We start from the raw sequence: 17,536 nt of genomic DNA, 5'->3' as shown, positions 1-17,536 counted from the left end.
TAGGCAATAAACAAGAGTAGAGACAAAGCGTACCTTGTCTCTACTTTTTTGTTACGGAAGTTATGTGAAGTTTTGTAACGAAAAATTAACAAATGCTGCAAAAAAATTTTTGGGGGGGAGTGGTTGCTTTTGGCGGGTAGTTCTGGTATACTGCTATATAATGGGAATATTGGCAATTTTAATAATTTAACCAATAATAAAATTATTAAAAATTATATGTAGATAATATCAGTGTTTCGGTAGACTTGTCAACCCCCAGCACTGATTTTATGGTGGGGGTTTTACCAATCCTGATTAGGCGATCGCTCTGGAAACTGCTTAGGAAGCCGTAGGCGGGGAAATCGATAGAAGGTATTACCATCTTGATCAAACTCAGGAATAGCAGCAAATACCCCGGCTTGTCGGTCTAAATATTCTTGAGCGACATCAGCACTAACCCGCGCCAAAGCGGCTAATTGAATTAAAGAAATTTCGCCATCTTGGGATTCAATTAATTGATAAAAAGCATTATCAAGCTGGCGTTGTTCTTCCCGTTTAGAATTGATATTAAACAGGAATAATCCCACGAGAACACCCAAAGCAGCCACAGATACTAATTCTAAAATAGCCATAATAGCTGGCACAAATGATGAGAGAGTACAATCATCGATAATAGTGGGTAGTGGCAATTAATAAATTGCCACTTTCAAGGCTTGGTTAAGCGGACTTCTTAGGTTGAACCAAATTTTCTAACCCTTGAATGACCTTAGCAGATGCGATCGCATCACCCTGTGTCAAATTCTCTAAGACTTCCTTACCTTCGGTCACATATCCAAACACAGAATAGCGACCATCAAGCAAATTAAGTCCCGCCGGAGTCAGTTCTGGTTCAAACAAGAAGAAGAAAAACTGAGAAGAACCGCCGTCCGGGTTACTTTCAGGACGAGCCATAGCGACAGTTCCATAAGCAGAAAAGGGCAAAACTGGCTGATCACGATAACGACCCGCCGCCTCTAGGGTAATCCCATAAGTAGGCTCATCGTCCCCACGCACCAAAATTTCCAGAGGAACAGCCCTATATTCGCCTGTGTCGGGGTCAATAAATCCTTCCTCCGGACCGGGTGGATCTCCGACTTGCAAAACATAGGACTCTTCGGAGCGGATAAATTCCAACCCATCATAAAACCCACGTTGCACCAAATCCACAAAATTACCGGCCGTTACCGGAGCGCTATAACCATCGACGACGAGGGTAATATCGCCTTCAGAGGTAGTCATCTTGACGGTAGCACGGCCTTTTAGTTGGGGGATATTAGCATATTCTGCGGGGACCTCAAAAGGAAATTCTCCAACCATCATTTCCTGAAGCTGAGTCACCTGAGACAACATAGAGGCGCGGGTTTCTAGGAGTGTTTCACCATCTTTAACATCCAAAGCCGATCGCAGAATCTCAATTTCGGCTCTGAGTTCCTCAATAATAGCTTTAGCTTCAGCTTGGCGCGCGTCGGGGATACTAGCCAAAATATCCCCTTCATTGATAGATAGAATCCTAGCAGCAGTGGTAATATCTCCCTTAATAGGACTCCAGCGTTTACCCCTAATGCGATCAGCAATCTCTTCAAGGCTACCCTGAAATTTGCGAATCGGCTCATTGTCAATAGGGAGAGCATAGCGTAGGAGAGCCTTACCATCAGTAATAGCATTACCAGCAGGTAAGACACTTTCCCGTTTTGGCGTACTATTGCCGCCATCCCACCAAGCGGCGCTCAGACCGACGGAAAGAACACACAGCAATAGGGCAATCAGGCCAGTTTTCAGCCAGCGTTTACAGGTATTCATTATGGACTTGGACAAATTCAGCATAAATTATTATTTTTTTCCCTAACCCATCTTGCCATATTCCGGCGCAGTTCAGAGAAACTATAGCAGCCAACAGATAACAAACTCAATCTGGTGGTTTATATAACTCTCCCAAATCGGAGTCAAAATAGATAATAGAGTTTTGGTTAATCTATAAGCCTATGAATAGTCGGGCAAGATTGAGTTTAAACCTGGTGCAACTAGAGACATGGGTTGAAGCTGCTACGTCTCGCAGCGATGAAGGCAGTTTACCGACCTATATTCCTCAGTTAGCCATGGCGAGTCCAAAGGCATTCGCAGTTCAAGTTTTAGATTCCCAGGGGAACTGTTATTTATTAGGCAATGGTGATCTGAGATTTTCCCTGATGAGTGTGGTTAAGCCATTTCTGTTGTTGTATATGTTGGTAGAGTTGGGGGGCGATCGCATATTTGCACAGGTGGGAATGGAACCTTCTGATTACCCGTTCAATTCTCTGGAACAATTGCAGGCTGATGGTGGCTGGCCCCGTAATCCTATGATTAATAGTGGTGCGATCGCTTTATCGGCGTTGCTTCCTGGCCCTGATGGACAAACACGATGCCAAGTATTATGTGATTGGTTAAATCACTGGGGCGGCTGTTGTCTGCAATTGGATCACGATACGCTCAATTCTGTGCGTTCGGCCCCCAATTCTCGTAATGATGCCATCACTACGGAATTATATCACCGGGGGACTATTTCTGACGCGATCGCTGCTATTGACGCTTACAATCATATTTGTTGTTTGTCTGCCACAGTGGAAGATCTGGCTAAATTGGGGATGTTATTATTGCAGCCTCCTCAACCGACTTGGATAGAACCCTGTAGACAGGTGAAAGCATTGATGATGACCTGTGGGTTATATGAAGCCTCTAGTCGATTTGCGGTCCGGGTGGGAGTCCCTACTAAGTCGGGAGTCAGTGGGGTAGTCCTATCGGTGATTCCCGGTTGGGGGGCGATCGCTTGTTATAGTCCTCCTCTTGATGATACCGGAAATTCAGTAGCCGGTTTATTTTTAATTGAAGAAATAGTGCGATCGCTTAATCTGAGTATTTTTAATTGAATCCTTAATCAGGTACGCGGTTCATCACTTCCTAGGTCTTTGATGATCAAGCGATCGCGTACAATTCCATAATTGACTATCTGGTGCGTCAGGTTCATTCATTCCCATAACACTTATTATACAAGGGTCTGACGCTACCAGTTCATCAATCATTAATAGAATACGCGGTTCATCACTTCCTGGGTTGGTGATTATGAAGCGATCGCGTACCCACCATCTCGCTAATTTTGCCATTCTCCCTGAATAGTAAAACCCGCCCAATAATAGGGAGAATGCCATTGAGAGTTTTGCCAGATTTCAATTTGTGCTTGACGAAGTGCGGCGGCGGGGGAGAGACCATTGTCGAGCATATAACGATAGAATAACACCATTAATTCTGCTGTAGCTTGGTCATCTACACTCCATAAACTCACCACCACACGCGCCGCGCCAGCATACATAAATCCCCTCGTAAGTCCCACCAAACCTTCTCCCCTAACCTGTTGCCCTAAACCCGTTTCGCAGGCACTTAAAACCACTAAATCAGCGGGTAAATTTAGGTTAAAAATATCATGTAGTCTCACAAAACCATTGACAGGCTGACCGTCAGGATTAACCAAGGAAAGCACCAAGCCAGACAGTTCAGGATTTTGGCTGTTGAGTATCCCATGAGTAGCATAATGAATAATTCTATACTGACTCATTTTATCACTGATAGCCACCTCGCGGGTAGCCGCAAAACCATATTCTTTGCTAAAAGATTCTGCGGGAAATAAAGATACAATTTGTTCGGCTTCCGTCTGTGTAAAAGGTAGGCGGTCAAATAAGATGCCGGACTCTCGCGCCGATTGCTCTAAATCAGGAGGCAAAGAAGTTGAAGTAATCTCATTATTATTATGCAATCTTTCATCATTAGTGCCAAACACCGGATCTGCCAAAATTGCTAAGTATCTTTCTGCTGGTTTCCGGCCAAAAAGTTCATTTCTCAGAACCGCTAAAGCGGAAGCTGATGGGAGAGTTACGACTTCTCTGGTAATAATTAATGGTCGATATTCTTCATCACTGGATTGATAAGCGAGGGCGACAAAAGGGACAAAGTTTAAGACTCCATCAGGTACTATTAAAACCCTACTTTTATTAGTATAATTAGATAAGGGCGCGAGGAGGATTTGACCCAAATTTTTTCCAGCAGTTTCTGCTAAAGTTCGTCTAATTCTGAGATTCCCAAAAATAAAACTATCCCGAAACCTCTTGGTTTCGGCTTCTAAAACTTCTCGACCTGGCAGTTCATAACTACTAATAGAGTTATAAGTAACCGCCCAGAGAAAACTCCGTTTTTCACCAATAGAATAAGTCAACAATACACTTTCTTGGTCGATAACGCTTTCTTGAATTTCTGCTAAATTTAAGGGTTCGGGTTGAGTTAGGGCGGCATAGCGGGGACTGGTAGCGCGAATTTGACCTAAAATACTGCGGTATTTAATTAGTAGCTGTTCTAATTCATGATCAATAGCGGTTTTTTGAGAGTCTGTATGTTGTTGACTGAGTAGTTGAATGCGACGTTCTTCTGCAGCGGCTAATTGTTGCTGAATTTGTTGTTTTTCAGCTAGTATTTGCGGGTCAATACCTCCTTGAACTTCTCCGGAAATTTCGGCTAGTAAATCTAAAAGTGATCGCGCTTTTGCTCGTTCACTAACTGCTAAGGCTAAACCATCATATCCTTGTCCCGGATTTTGTTGATGGAAGTCCATTAACAAGTCAATATAAAACTCATAATATTCTTGTTTGGATGCAAAAAATGAGGTTCTTAAATCTTGGCTAACTACATTAGTCCGCAAGTCTTCTATAATCTCAATAGCGGCTTGAATAGCCATTAAAGAATCATCTTGATTACCATTACCCCTATGGGCGATCGCTATTCGATATAAAGATAGGGCTTCCCGAGAGCGATCGCCAATTTCTTGGCGTATAACTAAAGCCTGCTGATAAAATTCTAAAGCCCGGTCAAACTCTCCCAGTGCAGCAGAAACCACACCCATATTATTTAAAGTGCTTCCCAGTCCGCTACGGTTGCCAATTTCCTCCCATAAAGGTAAGGCTTGCTGATAAGACTGTTGTGCAGCATTCCAGTTTTCCAACCTAGTATAGGTAAAGCCAATATTATTAAGAGTAGTAGCCTCTCCGCGAAGATCGCCAATTTCCTGATATCGTGCTAAAGCCTGTTGAAAACTTTGTAAAGCCGGCTCGAAATCATCCTGAGACTCATGATATAACCCTATATTATTGAGGGTACTAGCTTCCCCATGGGCATGATTTAACTCTTGCCACAAACTAAGCGATCGCTTATAATAATCTAAACTAAGTTCAAAATTCCCCAAAGTATCATAAAGCAAACCCAAATTATTCAGACTACTAGCCAATCCTACCCTATTATTAGCCCGCTCGTGTAATTCTAAGGCTTGGGTGTAAACTTCCAGGGCTTCTTGAAACTTCCCTAAAGGTTCATATACCGCCCCCAAATTATTTAAAGCGTAGGCTTTCCCCCGGAGATCTCCCCTTGAGTATAAAAAATAATCGCCTGTTGATAGACTTCAACTGCTTTTTGATAATCCCCTAACTCATAATGAATTTTGCCAATTTGGTTGAGGCTATAGGCAGCATCCAAAATGCGATCGCTACTCTGATAATAACTCAAAGCCTCCTGATAAGCCTCTAAACTAGATCGCAAATCCCCCAAACTCTTATAAACTAATCCCAAACCCAGGAAAGTCTCAGCCGCCTGAGACCCTAAACCCAGTTGTTGATACAATATTAGGGCTTGGTTAAGCTCAACCAGGGCTTGTTGTAGAGATTCTGGAGATCCCTCTTGTACTAATTTTACCCCCGCAGCAAAAGCGGTATCAGCCTCTGTCAGACGTGGATCTGGGGTAGTAACCTCCTCACCTATGGCAACTAAAATCGGAGTAAATCCGACTAAAGCTAAGGAGACCACAGCAACTAAGGGGATAACCCGGCGGGTAAATTGCGTAAACTGAAGCGACAGCATAGATTTAATTAGGAAAATGGTAACAACAGGGACGAGTTGGCTAAAGCCCAACGGTGACAACTTTTTCAAGTATGCCTTCTTTCTGATACCGGGAATGACGGCGATCGCCATTACCATGATGGAATTAGGTATCTTCGGGGCTATTAAACCGGCGATCGCTAATACCTCCCCATTATCCCAGGTTGACCGGACCGCCACCCGCAGTTTGATGGTAGAGGAACTCCAGGGGAGAGTTACCATTAATGGTAGACCAGCCCAATTTGGCGATCGCTTAGGGGTGGGAGACGTGATCACAACCGGAAGACGTGCGATCGCTATTTTACGAGTAGATAGCAATATCGGTGTTTTGGAATTAGCAGAAAACACCACCCTGGAAATTAGAAGCCTATCAGGACAACCAGGACTCGACCCTAACCAAGAAACCGTTGTTTTTATTTCCGAAGGTCGGGTTAGGTCTTCCATCGCCCGTTTTGTTAGCGCCCCATTCCGTAATTCTACCGCTTCTCACCCCCCCCAGGAAATCGCCGCCCTAAACTGGGAAGGAATATTTAGCCAAGACTCCCAAAACTCTCAAGAGTCTGTGGAAGCCTCCCCTTTTCGAGTAGAAACCCCTGTAACTGTCGCTGGAGTTAGGGGAACTTCCTTTGGGGTCGATGTTGGACCAGATGGTAAAACGGGTATTAGCACCGTTGAAGGTATTGTCGGAACTTCCGCACAGGGACAAGAAACCCAAGTTAACAGACACAAATTTTCCGTAGTTAACCCTAACCTACCCCCCACTGTTGCTGATCTAACTCCACCTTTGTCTGATTTACAAGTGTTTCAGGTAACGCGACTTAGCCCTAGGAGAGCTAGAATTGTAGGACAAGTTGATCCGATGGATATAGTCTATATTGATAATCGGGCGATCGTCACGGATTCTGAAGGTAAATTCGATTTAATCGCCAACCTCCCCCCGTCTCGTCGCTTCCGCATTGTGGTCAGAGGTCCCTCCGTCCGAGAAAGAGAATATTCTGTGCCTGTTCCCTAAAATCTCCGTTAACATTTAACCCAGATAGACTATAGAGACAGGGTGAGCCCTTATGTGATAAATACCGCCAGTAAAGCCTAATTAACTTACCCTGTCGCCGAAAAGCGATCGCCGTTTCCGTCAGCTTTTTGCCAACTTTAACTGTCCGGGTTAAACAAATTTCTCCAGAAATTGTGAACTAAATTCAAACAACCCACGTCAATAGAGACAAATCAATTAATTTACACCCGAGGATAATGTAAACTATGTTCCACCAAAAACTCTACCGTTCTGCTACATCTATCTTCCTCACCCTCGGTTTAACTACTGGACTAGCAGCCCCTCTATTGCTGCATCAAACCGTAGCGCGCGCCCAACAATTACCGGGTTCTCTACAACGGGAAAGAATTTCCGCCGGAACAACTATCCCCGTGGAATACCCAGAAGCTGATAGAATCGTTCTCACCCCCACAGAAACGACAGCTCTGACTATGGTAGTCGCCCAAGATATCCGTACTAACCAAGGACGGGTTTGGATACCCGCAGGGGCGGAAATTGTTGGGGAATTGCGACCCGCTTCTGGTGGTTCTCAGTTTGTGGCTAATGAGGTGATTATCAGCAACAATCGCCGATATCGTCTTGATGCTAATTCTAACGTTGTCACCCGCACGGAAACCGTCCGTCGTGGTCCTTCTGCTGGTAATATCCTTAAAGGTGCTGCTGTGGGTGCGGCGGCGGCGGCGGCTTTGGCGGGGGTACTCGGAGATAAAGCGATCGCCACTGAGGAAGTTCTCGGCGGCGCGGGACTAGGGGCTCTGGCGGGAGTCTTCATTGGTCGCGGTCAGGTGGATGTCGTTGTGATTAACCCAGAACAAGATCTGACCCTGACAATGCGTTCAGATGTACTCTTCCGCTAAAGTAACCCACGAATAGTCAAAAAAACCCGGTTTCTCAACCTCAACCACCTACAACCTCAGAAACCGGGTTTCTAGTAGAATCTCTGCATCCTCATCTAAATCTTGCCAAGAAATCTGGTTTCTATTGTCATGTACCCCGCTCTAAAGAGACGGGGCTTGAATAAGCTCAAGCCATAGAGCAAGTTCAGGTTAAACACGAGGACTAGACTACGCCACAAGGCAAACTGAACGACTTAGCGCGTGGCAGCGCAACCAACACTAGAGACGCTTCTCTAATCCCTAGTCCCTTGAGTCGTCAGCGTCGAAGAGATGTACATTAACGGCTTACCGCCATGCAATCTGTACCAGTTGTCGATATAAATCAGCGTCCACTAATGCCCACGACCTTGAACCGAGCAATTCGGTGGAACAAGTCAGGCAAAGCAACCTTGTTCTGCAAGAAAGGCGTACTGTGTGCCCGTCTGAATGTAGAGCCATCATCACGATTCACTCAGCCTGTTGCAGTTGGGATTGATCCGGGTTCAAAGCGTGAAGGCTTTACGGTGAAGTCAAGAACGAGAACCTATCTCAATATCCAGGCTCATGCAGTGGATTGGGTCAAGAATGCCGTCGAAGCGAAGCGCAATGCTCGGAGAGCGCGAAGATACCGTAATACTCCTTGCCGGAAGAATTGCCAAAATCGTAAGCGAGGCGGAATCCCACCTAGCACGAAAGCGCGATGGCAATGGAAATTACGAATCTGTCACTGGCTCACCAAGTTATTCCCGGTTACTGCCTTTGTTGTCGAAGACATCAAAGCGCGGACGTTCAAGAACTGTGGCCAGTGGAATGTGTTATTCAGTCCGATTGAAGTGGGTAAGAAGTGGTTCTACTCAGAGCTAGAGCGAATTGCAATTCTTCACACTCTGAAGGGACACGAAACCGCAGAACTTCGGAATCAGTTAGGACTCAAGAAATCAAAGCAGAAGCTTTCAGATAAGTTTTCTGCTCACTGTGTTGATAGTTGGGTCTTAGCAAACTGGTACACCGAAGGGCACGAGCAACCCGATAACAACGAACTGATTGTAGTGATTCCGCTCCGATTTCACCGTAGACAGTTGCATCGATTTCAACCCAGTAAGGGCGGAACTCGTTCACCTTATGGTGGGACGATTTCAGAAGGGTTTAAGCGAGGTGGAATCGCCAAGCATCCCAAATATGGCATTGTCTACATCGGCGGTGCGTCGAAAGGGCGAGTGAGTCTACATTCTCTGGAAACAGGTAAGCGATTGTGCCCAAACGCGAAGCCTTCAGATATCAAGTTCTTGTCATTCAATTCATGGAGATTTCAATATGCTGCAAGCTAGTAGGCGGCTAAAGCCGCACGAGTCACTTTTCCTCCCAGGTCTGAAGACACTGGGTTTCCAAGCTCCTGGAGGTTTCTGATGAATGGCTCAGGGGTAGTGGGAGACCCAGCCATCGTATTAGGCTAAATTTGCTTGTAAATATTGGACGATCGCCCCTATTCGCCTCATTCAGTAGACTCTCTAAACGTTTCGATTCTTGAATTCCAATCTGTACCAGTTGGGTCAAGGTTTGGGGGTCTGGTTGACAATTTAGGCAGTTCATCGCTGGGCTTCCCACGGATTAACCTGCTCAATTCCACAATCCAAAAAGTCGCGGATATTGCGGGTCGCTAATGTTGCCCGATTGACTCGACAAATGGCTGCGATTTGTGCATCAAATTGTGAGATGGGGCGGCCGATTTGTTTGCGGTTCGCTGCTATTTGGGCATAAAGTTCAGCGGCTTTTTGTCGAAGGCTAAAATTCGCTCTGTTAAGTAATGTTCAAAGACGATCAATACTCCGTCGGGCAATTTCTGTCGTCGCTGTCCTTCGGGGAGAATTTGAATACCATACAAAATTTCGGCTTGGGTCATACTGGTTGTGTACAGTGATGCACCGTTTTGGCGGGTTAACCATTCGCGGATGACACCAGAACCCATGGGCTGAATGAGTTCTGAAATGATGTTAGTATCAAGAATGATTTTCATGGTTCGCCCAACAGGGTTTCGTCAACTCGGATCGCCTCCCGTGGTGCGATCGCCATTTCACCCGGTGCGATCGCCCTGAAGTGTCGATCAAAGACCGCAACCAGCCAATAGCCCTCGTTGGGAAAGTTAGCGGGTTGGAGTTCTGGGTCTGGTGGTGGGGGGGTTGAGTTGATGAATCCCTGACCACCAGAGTTCGTTGAGTGTCATATCTAGCTCCTGGGGTGCTGTATCTACTCTTTTACCTTCTGGAAACGCCAGAGGGCGATCGCCGATCATCAGGTTAAGGCTTTGAGCAAATCATCCCAGCCACCCTCTACCTCAGCCAAGCATGACCCAATGCCATAACCTTTGCCTCTTCACCCCAATTGGGTATCGAAGTTTACCATAATTAGTGGTTCTTGAACCCCTTAGCATTCTACAATTTGGTAAAATTTGCCCAGAACCTCGGTTTCTTAACTTTACAATGGAGTAGTTCATCATGGCGACTAAAGCCCTGTCACGGTATGTTAATCGCAACCCTGAGATTTGAGGCGGAGAACCTATTATCACAGGCACTCGGACATCAGTTCGCGCCATTGTGGGGCTATGGCGAATGGGCATTATGCCCGAAGAAATTCTCAGTCATTTGCCTCATTTGACTTGAGCACAAGTGTTTGATGCCTTGAGTTTTTATCTCGATAATCAAGGGGAAATTAATGATTACATCGAAAAAAACCGAGTACCTGATGAATTAGTCCATCCCTCTGTTAAGTCGGTGTTAAGTACATTATGACCTCTACGGCAACACTTTACACCGATGAGGATATGTCGGCTTTAGTTGCCACCCTTCTCAAAGCCCGGGGTTTGGATATCACTACGGTTCCCGAACAGGGGGCGATCGGCAGGACGGATAGCGAGCAACTGGAATTTGCCAGTGTGGGGGTCGGTGTATCCTGACTCATAATCCGGTTGATTTTGAGCAATTACATCTTCAGTATATGGCAGAGGGCAAGGAACATGGGGGCATTATTATAGTTCCTCAGAAAAATGCTTATGAAGTGGCACGGCGAGTTGGCATTTTAGTTTATACACTGACTGCAAGTGAGATTAAAAATCAATTGCTATACGCCTAAATCTTCACTGACCCCTCACCCAGATCCCAGCAACCCTCACAAACCGGGTTTCTAACAAAATCTCTGCTTCCTCACCGAAATCTAGCGCAGAAACCCGGTTTCTTGCTGCGATCGAGGTTTATTGCAAGTCGTCCTCTGTCATCCCAGCATCTTTAAGAATGCCTCTTAAGGTTCCAGTCGGTAAATCTCGATTGCTATGGACTGGAATTGAGAGAATAGCCGTAACCCCCTCTTTTGCATAAATATGATGGCTACCCGTGATTCTTTTTAGCTGCTAACCCTGCTGTTCAACAATTTTGCAGAGTGCTTTCCCAGAAATGGATTTCATAAAGACAGCTCAATGACTTGTTTTTCCGGGGTGACTTCTTGTTGTTCACTCGCCACTTCCAGCCAAAGAAAGAACCGCATCTGCAAGCATTTCTAACAACTCTTCATAACTCGATGCCCAGGTGTGACAACCGGGAAAGGCGGGGACTGAACCGCACCACAGATCATCTTCTTGCCAAATCATTGCTTTAATTTTCATCGTTTTTCTCTAATGGCTATTTGAACAAACAAAAACTCGCTTTCTCAACTTTCAGTTATTAAGAGGGTCAGGGCGCGTTCTATGGCTGACTCTTCTGTGCTACAAATTCCCTTGGCTAGGATGCGATCGCGCAAATTACGGATATCTGGTTGGGATAAAATCTGATAGGCTTTGCGTTCAGCATGGTTGGTTCTAAAACCGTTGTTAGGGTCATCACATCTTGATGAATATCATCAACGGATAGTAACTCGGCATTGGGTTCGGGAACTTGTTGAGTCATAGTTTACCTTCCGGTTTCAGATATGAATTTGCAGGCCCTACCGTTTACAGAGACTTAGGTTTAACCTCAAATTCCATCCGGGAACGGTAAAAACACACATCAAATTCCATAAAAAAGTTTGTCTGTCCTAGAATCAGAGATGTATCGAGGTTTTTTGTCCAAGCAAACACCAACTGAATCGGTGGAATATCGCCAATTTGAACCATTGCCGAAAAAGGTATCGCGGGTTGTTTTCCTAAATTACCAGTCAGTTGAATGATTGCCTTGTTGTCTTCCCAGACAGCCCCTAATTGTTCTCCCATATCATAAGGCATGACGTTTACCGTTGCACCACTATCAACTAATCCAAGGGCTTCAACGGTATAACCCTCTCGCCGAATAATTATGGGGATTCGCGGCAGGCTATCAAATTCGTTTTGGGATGACTCAGTGGTAGAGTAACGAAATCGCATGGTCATTAAGCCTCATCACTGGACTCTATGACCTGCATCAGAATCGCCCCCGCCCCAAAACTATTGTATGGGGTGGGTAAATTATAGGCTTTACCGGGTTCTAAAGGGGCAATTTTTTCTCGTGATTCCATTTCTTCAGCCAACAAGCGAATCAGTTTAATTTTGTCAAGGGGTGAAAGTTGCTTAATGGCTGGGAGTAGTTCTGTAAGTGTCATCATAAATTGAAAAAGGAGTGATTTTGACAGGGGGTTAGGTGGGACAGTTATGATTTTATCGCACGTTTCGGTCAGAACCAATCCTTCCCACCCATATCCCAGAAATCCGGTTTCTGCCATAACCTTTGCCTCCTCACCCCAATCGGGTTAAGCAACCCAGTTTCTCAACCTCTCAACCCCTCCAACCGCAGAAAATACACCCGCCCGGACTCATCCCCCGCCACCACCGTCACCCCATCCGGTGTAACGGCACAGGAAAGCATATGAGCATCCCCGATAAAGGTGGCTAATTGTTTACCTGTCGCTAAGTTCCACAGTTCCAGCATCTGATCGTTAGAAGCAACCTATAATGAATTTAATCCTAGTATTGAGCGAGATATTCTATGACGGCAAAACCGCTAGAAATCGAGGGGACTTGGGAAGAAATTGTCAGTTATTTCGATGCTTTAGCTGGAGGTCAGGTTCGGGTTGGGGAAGGGGCTATAATGGGCTGTGCGCTCTCTGGTGTTTTTATGAGTCAGCAACCCACCGACCCCCACAACCTGCATCTGCTTTCTACGCTGCGGAGGGAGTGGGTGTGGGAGGAGATTGAGGGGATTGATGAGCCGAGGCGGACGAAGGTGGATCTGATTGGTATTGACCCCACCTTTGATGTGGGGGCGAATTTTTCGATGAATGTGGCGATCGCCAAATCGGTTTATGAATGATGATTCCTCATCGAATCCTGAAATCCTCTTTGAAATCGTCCCCCCTCTTGGCTTCTGTGTTCGCACAACTGCCGAGTATTGGCAGTTTATTGTCACCGTTAAACATCCAATCATGAGCAACCGCTTGACCGACGTATAAAATACATTAAGCGACCCAGACGAAGTTCGTCTTAGTAACACTGATGCTCAGGTTTACCTATTCTACCGTAATGATGGTACAAAACGTTGGGTTTGTGCGGTGACTAGACGCTTAAATGGAGAAGGATTTTTAATTACAGCCTATCGAACCAGTGCTATTAAGGAAGGAGAGCAATTATGGCAGAAGTAAAAGTATTCTATGACCGCACCGGCAATACACTTGTTGTCTGGTTTGGTAATCCTCAAGATGAGGTGGAAGCGGAAGAAACGGGGGATGAGGTGATTTTAATGAAGGACCAACAGGGGCAAGTGATTGGGTTTGAAAAGCTCAACTTTTTACCGCATTCTGATAATCCCATACGCATTGCCTTTGAAACAGTAGCGCTCTAAGTTTGTGGTCATCGCTTTGGCAATGCTTACCCGATAGTGATTTGGACAGGGGGTGAGGTGGGACAGTTATGATTTTATCCCAGGTTTCCGTCAGAACCAACGCTTCCCACCCACATCCCAGAAATCCGGTGGCTGCCCTAACCTTTGCCTTCTCACCCAAACCTGATTAACAAAGCGATCGCATCTGGGGTTAGAATGGCTGCAGCTATTTTCATCCTTCCTCGCCATCAATCGCTCAACCATTCTTCTCGGTCTTGTCTGCCATGTAAAACTCGCCAGATTTCGACAATTTCTCCTCTGACCGGAGCCAAAATCCTGTAGCCATCTCAAGGGAAACCCCGCCAGTCTACCCATACATAATGGTAACTTTTTCCCAGATTGGGTATCAACTGCAATCATGCCATGGCTCCAGAATGCCTGGGCTAATAGCCGCTTCCATATCCTCTCAGGTTTTGGGTGAACCGTTATACTTCCAACACCGGGCTACTTCATTTAAAGTAGTAGGAGGAAAAGGCGGTTTGGGCTGAATTAAAATTCCTTTGCCTGTATCAGTCAAGATGATTTCTGTCCCCACGTCCAATCTATAGATTTTCCGCATTTCTGGTGGAATGATAATCTGTCCTGTTTCCGAGACTTTGGCAATTTCCATGAGTGAATCAGTTGATATATTTCGGTAATTCTAACAAAATTAGATAGTCCACAGTGATATTAACCCCTCAACCCCTCCAACCGCAGAAAATACATCCGACCCCCACTATCCCCCGCCACCACCGTCACCCCATCTGGTGCGATCGCACAGGACTTCATCGCACCACTTTCCCCGATAAAGGTGGCTAACACTTCCCCCGTCTCCAAATCCAAGAGTTTCAGGGTGTTATCCCAGGATGCCGAGACCGCTAGGAACCCGTCGGGGGCGATCGCTACTGCTTCTACCCCGTTATTCTGTCCTCCCATCGCTTCCCGTAGTGCGATCGCCATTTCACCCGGTGCGATCGCCCTTGATGCAGAGTTGCTAGAGTTGAGAAGCTACCATCAACCCTCAAATCTCTCAATTATCCCTAACCATAATGACCTTCCAACAATTTACGCGGCCAGAACTTGGCTCTGAAGAAGAGAGTTGACTGAGGCGGTTTGCTTGATTCTGTTTTGAGTGCCGGGTTCACCTTTGATGAAGTCACTAATAACACAAGTATCGAGGAGGTATTGCATTAGAGAATTTCGGGTTCTTCGCTGGCAACTTCGAGCCAACCTTGGACGGCATCTGCGAGCATGACTAACAATTCTTCATGACTGGATGCCCAGGTGTGGCAACCGGGAAGGGCGGGGACTGAACCACACCAAACATCTTTTTCTTGCCAAATGATTGCTTTGATTTTCATGGTGTTTGGGTTTTTGGGTCATTTGAACAAAATCAGATTTTGCTTTTTCATCTAGAACGGCATCAGGGTAACAGGTTAAAGGCTTGACAATGCTGAGGGCGAAAAATGCTGAAATCTCGACGATCTAAGGTAAGAACGGTTTGTAAGTTCAAGCGTTCAGCGATCGCCATGACACAAGCATCAACAAAATCAATCTGACTATCTTGATACATTTCCAAAATTTGGGCAACTCGTTGAGTATCGGGCCAAGTTAGGGAAATGACTTGAAAGCGGCTTTTGTCCAGCGATCGCAAAAATTGAACTACGGTAGGAATTCCCGCATCTCGCCCCAATAAATAAGCAATTTCGGTTAGTGCAGGTTGGGGAAGGGCAATGGTTGGGTGCTGTTGATAAATTGTGGCAACAGCAACGTGCTGGCGATCTTTGCGATTGAGCAAGGCAACTACAAATCCAGTATCAGCGATCGCCCCTATTTTTTCCATGATAAGCCCGAAGCAGATTGAATTTCTGCGGTGAGGATGGCTTCTGCTTCGGTAGAAAGTTCGGCACTACCGTCATAGAGACCTGTGAGAAAGGGGTCGGGGGGAGTGGGGGATGGGGAAAGGGGGTTAGGGGTTAAATTTGCTTGTAGATACTGAGCGATCGCCTCATCGAGCAGAGTTTCTAAACTTTTCTGTTCTTGGATGGCGACCTGTACCAGTTGGGTCAAGGTTTGGGGGTCTGGTTTCCAATTTAGGGTTATGTCTAGCATAGTTTGATGTTTTGAATAGCATTTTACCGAAAAAACTGGGTCTAAAGCCCCGCCCTTTAGGGCGGCTTTATCCTGCAATATGTTAGGATAATACCATGCTAATCAGAGAAGCCAAGCTATCAGGGAGTATTGAGCAGTTTGCCCGATTGGATGAGGCAATCCGCACTGCCCAATGTGTCCGCAACCGCTGTCTCCGTCATTGGATGGAACGGCGTGGTGTCTGCAAAAATGACCTGCAAAAGCTGTGCGCTGTTTTGGCAAAGGATCCTGAGCAACCTTGGATGGGATTGCTTAATTCCCAAGCTCGACAAGCCGCTGCTGAACGCGCTTGGCAATCTATCAACACCTTCTACCGCCGCTGCCGTCAAGGAGCCGCCAAGAAAGGCTATCCCAAGTTCAAGAAGCATTCCCGCTCAGTGGAATACAAAACCTCCGGCTGGAAACTTTCTCAAGACGGAATGATCATCACCTTCACCGACGGATTCAAAGCTGGCTCCTTTGGGCTGTGGATGAATGGTGAGGCTCGTTCTTTGGTGCTTAATTCCAAAATCAATCGGGTGAGAGTCATTCGTCGGGCTGATGGCTACTATGCCCAGTTTGCTTTGGAAGTGGAACGGCGAGAGGAGGGGGAGTATACCGGCTCTGTGGTGGGTCTGGATTTGGGGCTGAAATACTTCATCAAAGGCTCGGATGGGCAAGAGGTGGAATGTCCCAAGTTTTTGAGAAAGGGTGAGAAACGCCTTAAACGGGCACAACGTCGCCTGTCCAAACGATTCAGAAAGGGGGTTAAGCGGCAAAGCAAGAACTACCATAAACAACGTCAAAAGCTGGGTAAAGTACACCTCAAAATCCAACGCCAGCGTAAAGACTGGGCGATTAAGCAAGCCCGGTGCGTGGTCAAGTCTCACGACTTGGTGGCATATGAGGATTTGCAGGTGAGAAACTTGGTCAGGAATCATCATCTGGCTAAGTCAATTAGCGATGCTGGATGGAGTCAGTTCACAGATTGGCTAGACTACTATGGCAAAATCTGGAGCAAGGTTGTAGTGGCAGTAGAGCCGCGATTCACGAGCCAAGACTGTTCTCGTTGTGGGCATCGTAGCCCTAAATCTTTGTCCACTAGAACCCATGATTGTCCTCGCTGCGGATTGGAGATGTGTCGGGATGAGAATGCGGCGCTGAATATCCTCAAGCGAGGATTAGAGATGGTGGGAGCAGATTGGAACCGTACCCTAGGGCATAGGGGAACGGAGCTAGAAATAGTTGAAACGTCTGGGGACATGAACACCTCTGGATTGATGGGGCAACCTGTTGATTTAAGTGTTGTGGATGAGCCAGAAAGAACAGACCGTGAGGCTGTTTAGAATCCCCGTCCTTTAGGGCGGGGAGTATGTCAAAATATTGGGTTCAACTGCAATCATGCCATTGCTCCTGAATGCCTTGGCGAATAGCCGCTTCCATATCCTCTAAGGTTTTGGGTGAACCGTTATACTTCAAACACCCGGCTACTTCATTTAAAGTAGTAGGATGAAAAGGCGGTTTGGGCTGAATTAAAATCCCTTTGCCTGTATCAGTCAAGATGATTTCTGTCCCCACGTCCAAGCTATAGATTTTCGGCATTTCCGGTGGAATGATAATCTGTCCTGTTTCGGAGACTTTGGCAATTTCCATGAGTGAATCAG

The 17,536-nt window shown here is 46.1% G+C and carries 28 protein-coding genes; 9 read left to right on the top strand and 19 right to left on the bottom strand.

The annotated features are described in order from the left end of the window. Positions 1-281: 281 nt before the first annotated feature. Positions 282-668 carry a hypothetical protein gene (locus tag NLZ44_RS08735; RefSeq protein ID WP_081593343.1) on the bottom strand — a complete coding sequence of 129 codons (387 nt, stop codon included), beginning with the start codon at positions 666-668 and terminating at the stop codon, positions 282-284. 28 nt (positions 669-696) lie between these two features. Then, positions 697-1,842, bottom strand: coding sequence for a peptidylprolyl isomerase (locus tag NLZ44_RS08730; protein WP_493752523.1), 1,146 nt, complete (start codon positions 1,840-1,842; stop codon positions 697-699). 158 nt (positions 1,843-2,000) lie between these two features. Here NLZ44_RS08730 and NLZ44_RS08725 point away from each other — a divergent pair, with 158 nt between their 5' ends. Beyond that, on the top strand, positions 2,001-2,921 hold the full coding sequence (locus NLZ44_RS08725; protein WP_493752522.1) for a glutaminase: 921 nt from the start codon (positions 2,001-2,003) through the stop codon (positions 2,919-2,921). A gap of 24 nt (positions 2,922-2,945) precedes the next feature. Here the strand turns inward: NLZ44_RS08725 and NLZ44_RS08720 are convergent, their stop codons facing one another. From NLZ44_RS08720 to NLZ44_RS08710, 3 genes are read right to left on the bottom strand one after another with little or no spacing between them, the layout of a single operon-like run. After that, the gene (locus NLZ44_RS08720) at positions 2,946-3,155 is read right to left on the bottom strand and encodes a hypothetical protein (RefSeq protein ID WP_493752521.1); all 210 of its coding nucleotides are present in this window, start codon (positions 3,153-3,155) and stop codon (positions 2,946-2,948) included. Continuing rightward, the gene (locus tag NLZ44_RS08715; protein WP_493752520.1) at positions 3,143-5,419 is read right to left on the bottom strand and encodes a CHAT domain-containing protein; all 2,277 of its coding nucleotides are present in this window, start codon (positions 5,417-5,419) and stop codon (positions 3,143-3,145) included. The genes NLZ44_RS08720 and NLZ44_RS08715 overlap by 13 nt, the downstream gene beginning before the upstream one ends. 5 nt (positions 5,420-5,424) lie before the next feature. Next, the gene (locus NLZ44_RS08710; RefSeq protein ID WP_493752519.1) at positions 5,425-5,946 is read right to left on the bottom strand and encodes a tetratricopeptide repeat protein; all 522 of its coding nucleotides are present in this window, start codon (positions 5,944-5,946) and stop codon (positions 5,425-5,427) included. 16 nt (positions 5,947-5,962) lie between these two features. On the opposite strand from NLZ44_RS08710, the gene NLZ44_RS08705 reads away from it, so the two are divergent. The 3 genes from NLZ44_RS08705 to NLZ44_RS08695 all read left to right on the top strand — a co-directional run bounded on the left by NLZ44_RS08705 (position 5,963) and on the right by NLZ44_RS08695 (position 9,218). Next, a complete protein-coding gene (locus NLZ44_RS08705) occupies positions 5,963-6,976 on the top strand; it encodes a FecR family protein (RefSeq protein ID WP_493752518.1) in 1,014 nt (337 codons plus the stop codon). Positions 6,977-7,221: 245 nt separating this feature from the next. Further along, the gene (locus NLZ44_RS08700) at positions 7,222-7,872 is read left to right on the top strand and encodes a hypothetical protein (RefSeq protein WP_006621217.1); all 651 of its coding nucleotides are present in this window, start codon (positions 7,222-7,224) and stop codon (positions 7,870-7,872) included. A gap of 332 nt (positions 7,873-8,204) precedes the next feature. Further along, positions 8,205-9,218, top strand: coding sequence for an RRXRR domain-containing protein (locus NLZ44_RS08695; RefSeq protein WP_493752517.1), 1,014 nt, complete (start codon positions 8,205-8,207; stop codon positions 9,216-9,218). Positions 9,219-9,634: 416 nt separating this feature from the next. Here the strand turns inward: NLZ44_RS08695 and NLZ44_RS08690 are convergent, their stop codons facing one another. Further along, a complete protein-coding gene (locus tag NLZ44_RS08690; protein WP_493752516.1) occupies positions 9,635-9,904 on the bottom strand; it encodes a PIN domain-containing protein in 270 nt (89 codons plus the stop codon). A 577-nt stretch (positions 9,905-10,481) separates the two neighbouring features. Between NLZ44_RS08690 and NLZ44_RS08685 the strand changes: the two genes are divergently transcribed. Both NLZ44_RS08685 and NLZ44_RS08680 read left to right on the top strand, forming a co-directional pair. Beyond that, positions 10,482-10,547 (top strand): hypothetical protein, encoded by a 66-nt coding sequence (locus NLZ44_RS08685; protein WP_493752968.1) that lies wholly within the window; start codon positions 10,482-10,484, stop codon positions 10,545-10,547. Between the two features lie 125 nt (positions 10,548-10,672). Further along, positions 10,673-10,840, top strand: a complete 168-nt coding sequence (locus NLZ44_RS08680) for a DUF5615 family PIN-like protein (RefSeq protein ID WP_493752515.1) — start codon at positions 10,673-10,675, stop codon at positions 10,838-10,840. A gap of 294 nt (positions 10,841-11,134) precedes the next feature. Here the strand turns inward: NLZ44_RS08680 and NLZ44_RS08675 are convergent, their stop codons facing one another. From NLZ44_RS08675 to NLZ44_RS08650, 6 genes are all read right to left on the bottom strand, one after another. Continuing rightward, the gene (locus NLZ44_RS08675; protein WP_493752967.1) at positions 11,135-11,233 is read right to left on the bottom strand and encodes a type II toxin-antitoxin system HicA family toxin; all 99 of its coding nucleotides are present in this window, start codon (positions 11,231-11,233) and stop codon (positions 11,135-11,137) included. Between the two features lie 156 nt (positions 11,234-11,389). Continuing rightward, positions 11,390-11,542, bottom strand: coding sequence for a type II toxin-antitoxin system HicB family antitoxin (locus NLZ44_RS08670; protein ID WP_493752514.1), 153 nt, complete (start codon positions 11,540-11,542; stop codon positions 11,390-11,392). Between the two features lie 115 nt (positions 11,543-11,657). Then, a complete protein-coding gene (locus NLZ44_RS08665; RefSeq protein ID WP_493752513.1) occupies positions 11,658-11,822 on the bottom strand; it encodes a hypothetical protein in 165 nt (54 codons plus the stop codon). A gap of 44 nt (positions 11,823-11,866) precedes the next feature. Then, positions 11,867-12,274: a hypothetical protein gene (locus NLZ44_RS08660; RefSeq protein ID WP_493752512.1), complete on the bottom strand. Its 408-nt coding sequence runs from the start codon at positions 12,272-12,274 to the stop codon at positions 11,867-11,869. A gap of 5 nt (positions 12,275-12,279) precedes the next feature. Then, a complete protein-coding gene (locus NLZ44_RS08655; RefSeq protein ID WP_493752511.1) occupies positions 12,280-12,609 on the bottom strand; it encodes a hypothetical protein in 330 nt (109 codons plus the stop codon). 44 nt (positions 12,610-12,653) lie between these two features. Further along, positions 12,654-12,815: a hypothetical protein gene (locus NLZ44_RS08650; protein ID WP_493752510.1), complete on the bottom strand. Its 162-nt coding sequence runs from the start codon at positions 12,813-12,815 to the stop codon at positions 12,654-12,656. Between the two features lie 57 nt (positions 12,816-12,872). Between NLZ44_RS08650 and NLZ44_RS08645 the strand changes: the two genes are divergently transcribed. Beyond that, complete coding sequence (locus NLZ44_RS08645; RefSeq protein WP_493752509.1) at positions 12,873-13,196, top strand: hypothetical protein; 324 nt, start codon at positions 12,873-12,875, stop codon at positions 13,194-13,196. A 315-nt stretch (positions 13,197-13,511) separates the two neighbouring features. Next, entirely contained in the window at positions 13,512-13,724 is a 213-nt protein-coding gene (locus NLZ44_RS08640; protein ID WP_493752508.1) for a DUF2283 domain-containing protein, read from the top strand. A 90-nt stretch (positions 13,725-13,814) separates the two neighbouring features. Here NLZ44_RS08640 and NLZ44_RS08635 read toward each other — a convergent pair whose 3' ends face one another. The 6 genes from NLZ44_RS08635 to NLZ44_RS08610 all read right to left on the bottom strand — a co-directional run bounded on the left by NLZ44_RS08635 (position 13,815) and on the right by NLZ44_RS08610 (position 15,854). Further along, positions 13,815-14,123 carry a hypothetical protein gene (locus NLZ44_RS08635; protein WP_493752507.1) on the bottom strand — a complete coding sequence of 103 codons (309 nt, stop codon included), beginning with the start codon at positions 14,121-14,123 and terminating at the stop codon, positions 13,815-13,817. 46 nt (positions 14,124-14,169) lie between these two features. Beyond that, on the bottom strand, positions 14,170-14,373 hold the full coding sequence (locus NLZ44_RS08630; RefSeq protein WP_006621160.1) for an AbrB/MazE/SpoVT family DNA-binding domain-containing protein: 204 nt from the start codon (positions 14,371-14,373) through the stop codon (positions 14,170-14,172). 59 nt (positions 14,374-14,432) lie between these two features. Beyond that, positions 14,433-14,702, bottom strand: coding sequence for a WD40 repeat domain-containing protein (locus tag NLZ44_RS08625; protein ID WP_493752506.1), 270 nt, complete (start codon positions 14,700-14,702; stop codon positions 14,433-14,435). A 230-nt stretch (positions 14,703-14,932) separates the two neighbouring features. Beyond that, positions 14,933-15,103, bottom strand: coding sequence for a type II toxin-antitoxin system HicB family antitoxin (locus tag NLZ44_RS08620; RefSeq protein WP_493752505.1), 171 nt, complete (start codon positions 15,101-15,103; stop codon positions 14,933-14,935). A gap of 62 nt (positions 15,104-15,165) precedes the next feature. Next, a complete protein-coding gene (locus NLZ44_RS08615; RefSeq protein ID WP_170189513.1) occupies positions 15,166-15,585 on the bottom strand; it encodes a type II toxin-antitoxin system VapC family toxin in 420 nt (139 codons plus the stop codon). Continuing rightward, positions 15,573-15,854: a hypothetical protein gene (locus NLZ44_RS08610; RefSeq protein WP_006621136.1), complete on the bottom strand. Its 282-nt coding sequence runs from the start codon at positions 15,852-15,854 to the stop codon at positions 15,573-15,575. The genes NLZ44_RS08615 and NLZ44_RS08610 overlap by 13 nt, the downstream gene beginning before the upstream one ends. Before the next feature lie 95 nt (positions 15,855-15,949). On the opposite strand from NLZ44_RS08610, the gene NLZ44_RS08605 reads away from it, so the two are divergent. Further along, positions 15,950-17,218 (top strand): RNA-guided endonuclease InsQ/TnpB family protein, encoded by a 1,269-nt coding sequence (locus NLZ44_RS08605; RefSeq protein ID WP_493752504.1) that lies wholly within the window; start codon positions 15,950-15,952, stop codon positions 17,216-17,218. 43 nt (positions 17,219-17,261) lie between these two features. Here NLZ44_RS08605 and NLZ44_RS08600 read toward each other — a convergent pair whose 3' ends face one another. After that, complete coding sequence (locus tag NLZ44_RS08600) at positions 17,262-17,525, bottom strand: AbrB/MazE/SpoVT family DNA-binding domain-containing protein (RefSeq protein WP_493752503.1); 264 nt, start codon at positions 17,523-17,525, stop codon at positions 17,262-17,264. Between the last annotated feature and the right edge of the window lie 11 nt (positions 17,526-17,536).

The organism is Arthrospira sp. PCC 9901 (genome assembly GCF_059013425.1).
The sequence above is the reverse complement of the archived record's forward strand: the minus strand, read 5'-3'. Positions and strand labels throughout refer to the sequence as shown.

Excerpts from the sequence above, each read along its gene's own strand:
- NLZ44_RS08730 (WP_493752523.1), bottom strand. The coding sequence starts at position 1,842 with ATGCTGAATTTGTCCAAGTCCATAATGAATACCTGTAAACGCTGGCTG.
- NLZ44_RS08725 (WP_493752522.1), top strand. The coding sequence starts at position 2,001 with ATGAATAGTCGGGCAAGATTGAGTTTAAACCTGGTGCAACTAGAGACA.
- NLZ44_RS08720 (WP_493752521.1), bottom strand. The coding sequence starts at position 3,155 with ATGGCAAAATTAGCGAGATGGTGGGTACGCGATCGCTTCATAATCACC.
- NLZ44_RS08710 (WP_493752519.1), bottom strand. The coding sequence starts at position 5,946 with ATGCTGTCGCTTCAGTTTACGCAATTTACCCGCCGGGTTATCCCCTTA.
- NLZ44_RS08705 (WP_493752518.1), top strand. The coding sequence starts at position 5,963 with ATGGTAACAACAGGGACGAGTTGGCTAAAGCCCAACGGTGACAACTTT.
- NLZ44_RS08700 (WP_006621217.1), top strand. The coding sequence starts at position 7,222 with ATGTTCCACCAAAAACTCTACCGTTCTGCTACATCTATCTTCCTCACC.
- NLZ44_RS08695 (WP_493752517.1), top strand. The coding sequence starts at position 8,205 with ATGCAATCTGTACCAGTTGTCGATATAAATCAGCGTCCACTAATGCCC.
- NLZ44_RS08690 (WP_493752516.1), bottom strand. The coding sequence starts at position 9,904 with ATGAAAATCATTCTTGATACTAACATCATTTCAGAACTCATTCAGCCC.
- NLZ44_RS08680 (WP_493752515.1), top strand. The coding sequence starts at position 10,673 with ATGACCTCTACGGCAACACTTTACACCGATGAGGATATGTCGGCTTTA.
- NLZ44_RS08670 (WP_493752514.1), bottom strand. The coding sequence starts at position 11,542 with ATGAAAATTAAAGCAATGATTTGGCAAGAAGATGATCTGTGGTGCGGT.
- NLZ44_RS08665 (WP_493752513.1), bottom strand. The coding sequence starts at position 11,822 with ATGACTCAACAAGTTCCCGAACCCAATGCCGAGTTACTATCCGTTGAT.
- NLZ44_RS08660 (WP_493752512.1), bottom strand. The coding sequence starts at position 12,274 with ATGCGATTTCGTTACTCTACCACTGAGTCATCCCAAAACGAATTTGAT.
- NLZ44_RS08655 (WP_493752511.1), bottom strand. The coding sequence starts at position 12,609 with ATGGCAGAAACCGGATTTCTGGGATATGGGTGGGAAGGATTGGTTCTG.
- NLZ44_RS08650 (WP_493752510.1), bottom strand. The coding sequence starts at position 12,815 with ATGCTGGAACTGTGGAACTTAGCGACAGGTAAACAATTAGCCACCTTT.
- NLZ44_RS08645 (WP_493752509.1), top strand. The coding sequence starts at position 12,873 with ATGACGGCAAAACCGCTAGAAATCGAGGGGACTTGGGAAGAAATTGTC.
- NLZ44_RS08640 (WP_493752508.1), top strand. The coding sequence starts at position 13,512 with ATGGCAGAAGTAAAAGTATTCTATGACCGCACCGGCAATACACTTGTT.
- NLZ44_RS08635 (WP_493752507.1), bottom strand. The coding sequence starts at position 14,123 with ATGATTGCAGTTGATACCCAATCTGGGAAAAAGTTACCATTATGTATG.
- NLZ44_RS08630 (WP_006621160.1), bottom strand. The coding sequence starts at position 14,373 with ATGGAAATTGCCAAAGTCTCGGAAACAGGACAGATTATCATTCCACCA.
- NLZ44_RS08625 (WP_493752506.1), bottom strand. The coding sequence starts at position 14,702 with ATGGCGATCGCACTACGGGAAGCGATGGGAGGACAGAATAACGGGGTA.
- NLZ44_RS08620 (WP_493752505.1), bottom strand. The coding sequence starts at position 15,103 with ATGAAAATCAAAGCAATCATTTGGCAAGAAAAAGATGTTTGGTGTGGT.
- NLZ44_RS08615 (WP_170189513.1), bottom strand. The coding sequence starts at position 15,585 with ATGGAAAAAATAGGGGCGATCGCTGATACTGGATTTGTAGTTGCCTTG.
- NLZ44_RS08610 (WP_006621136.1), bottom strand. The coding sequence starts at position 15,854 with ATGCTAGACATAACCCTAAATTGGAAACCAGACCCCCAAACCTTGACC.
- NLZ44_RS08605 (WP_493752504.1), top strand. The coding sequence starts at position 15,950 with ATGCTAATCAGAGAAGCCAAGCTATCAGGGAGTATTGAGCAGTTTGCC.
- NLZ44_RS08600 (WP_493752503.1), bottom strand. The coding sequence starts at position 17,525 with ATGGAAATTGCCAAAGTCTCCGAAACAGGACAGATTATCATTCCACCG.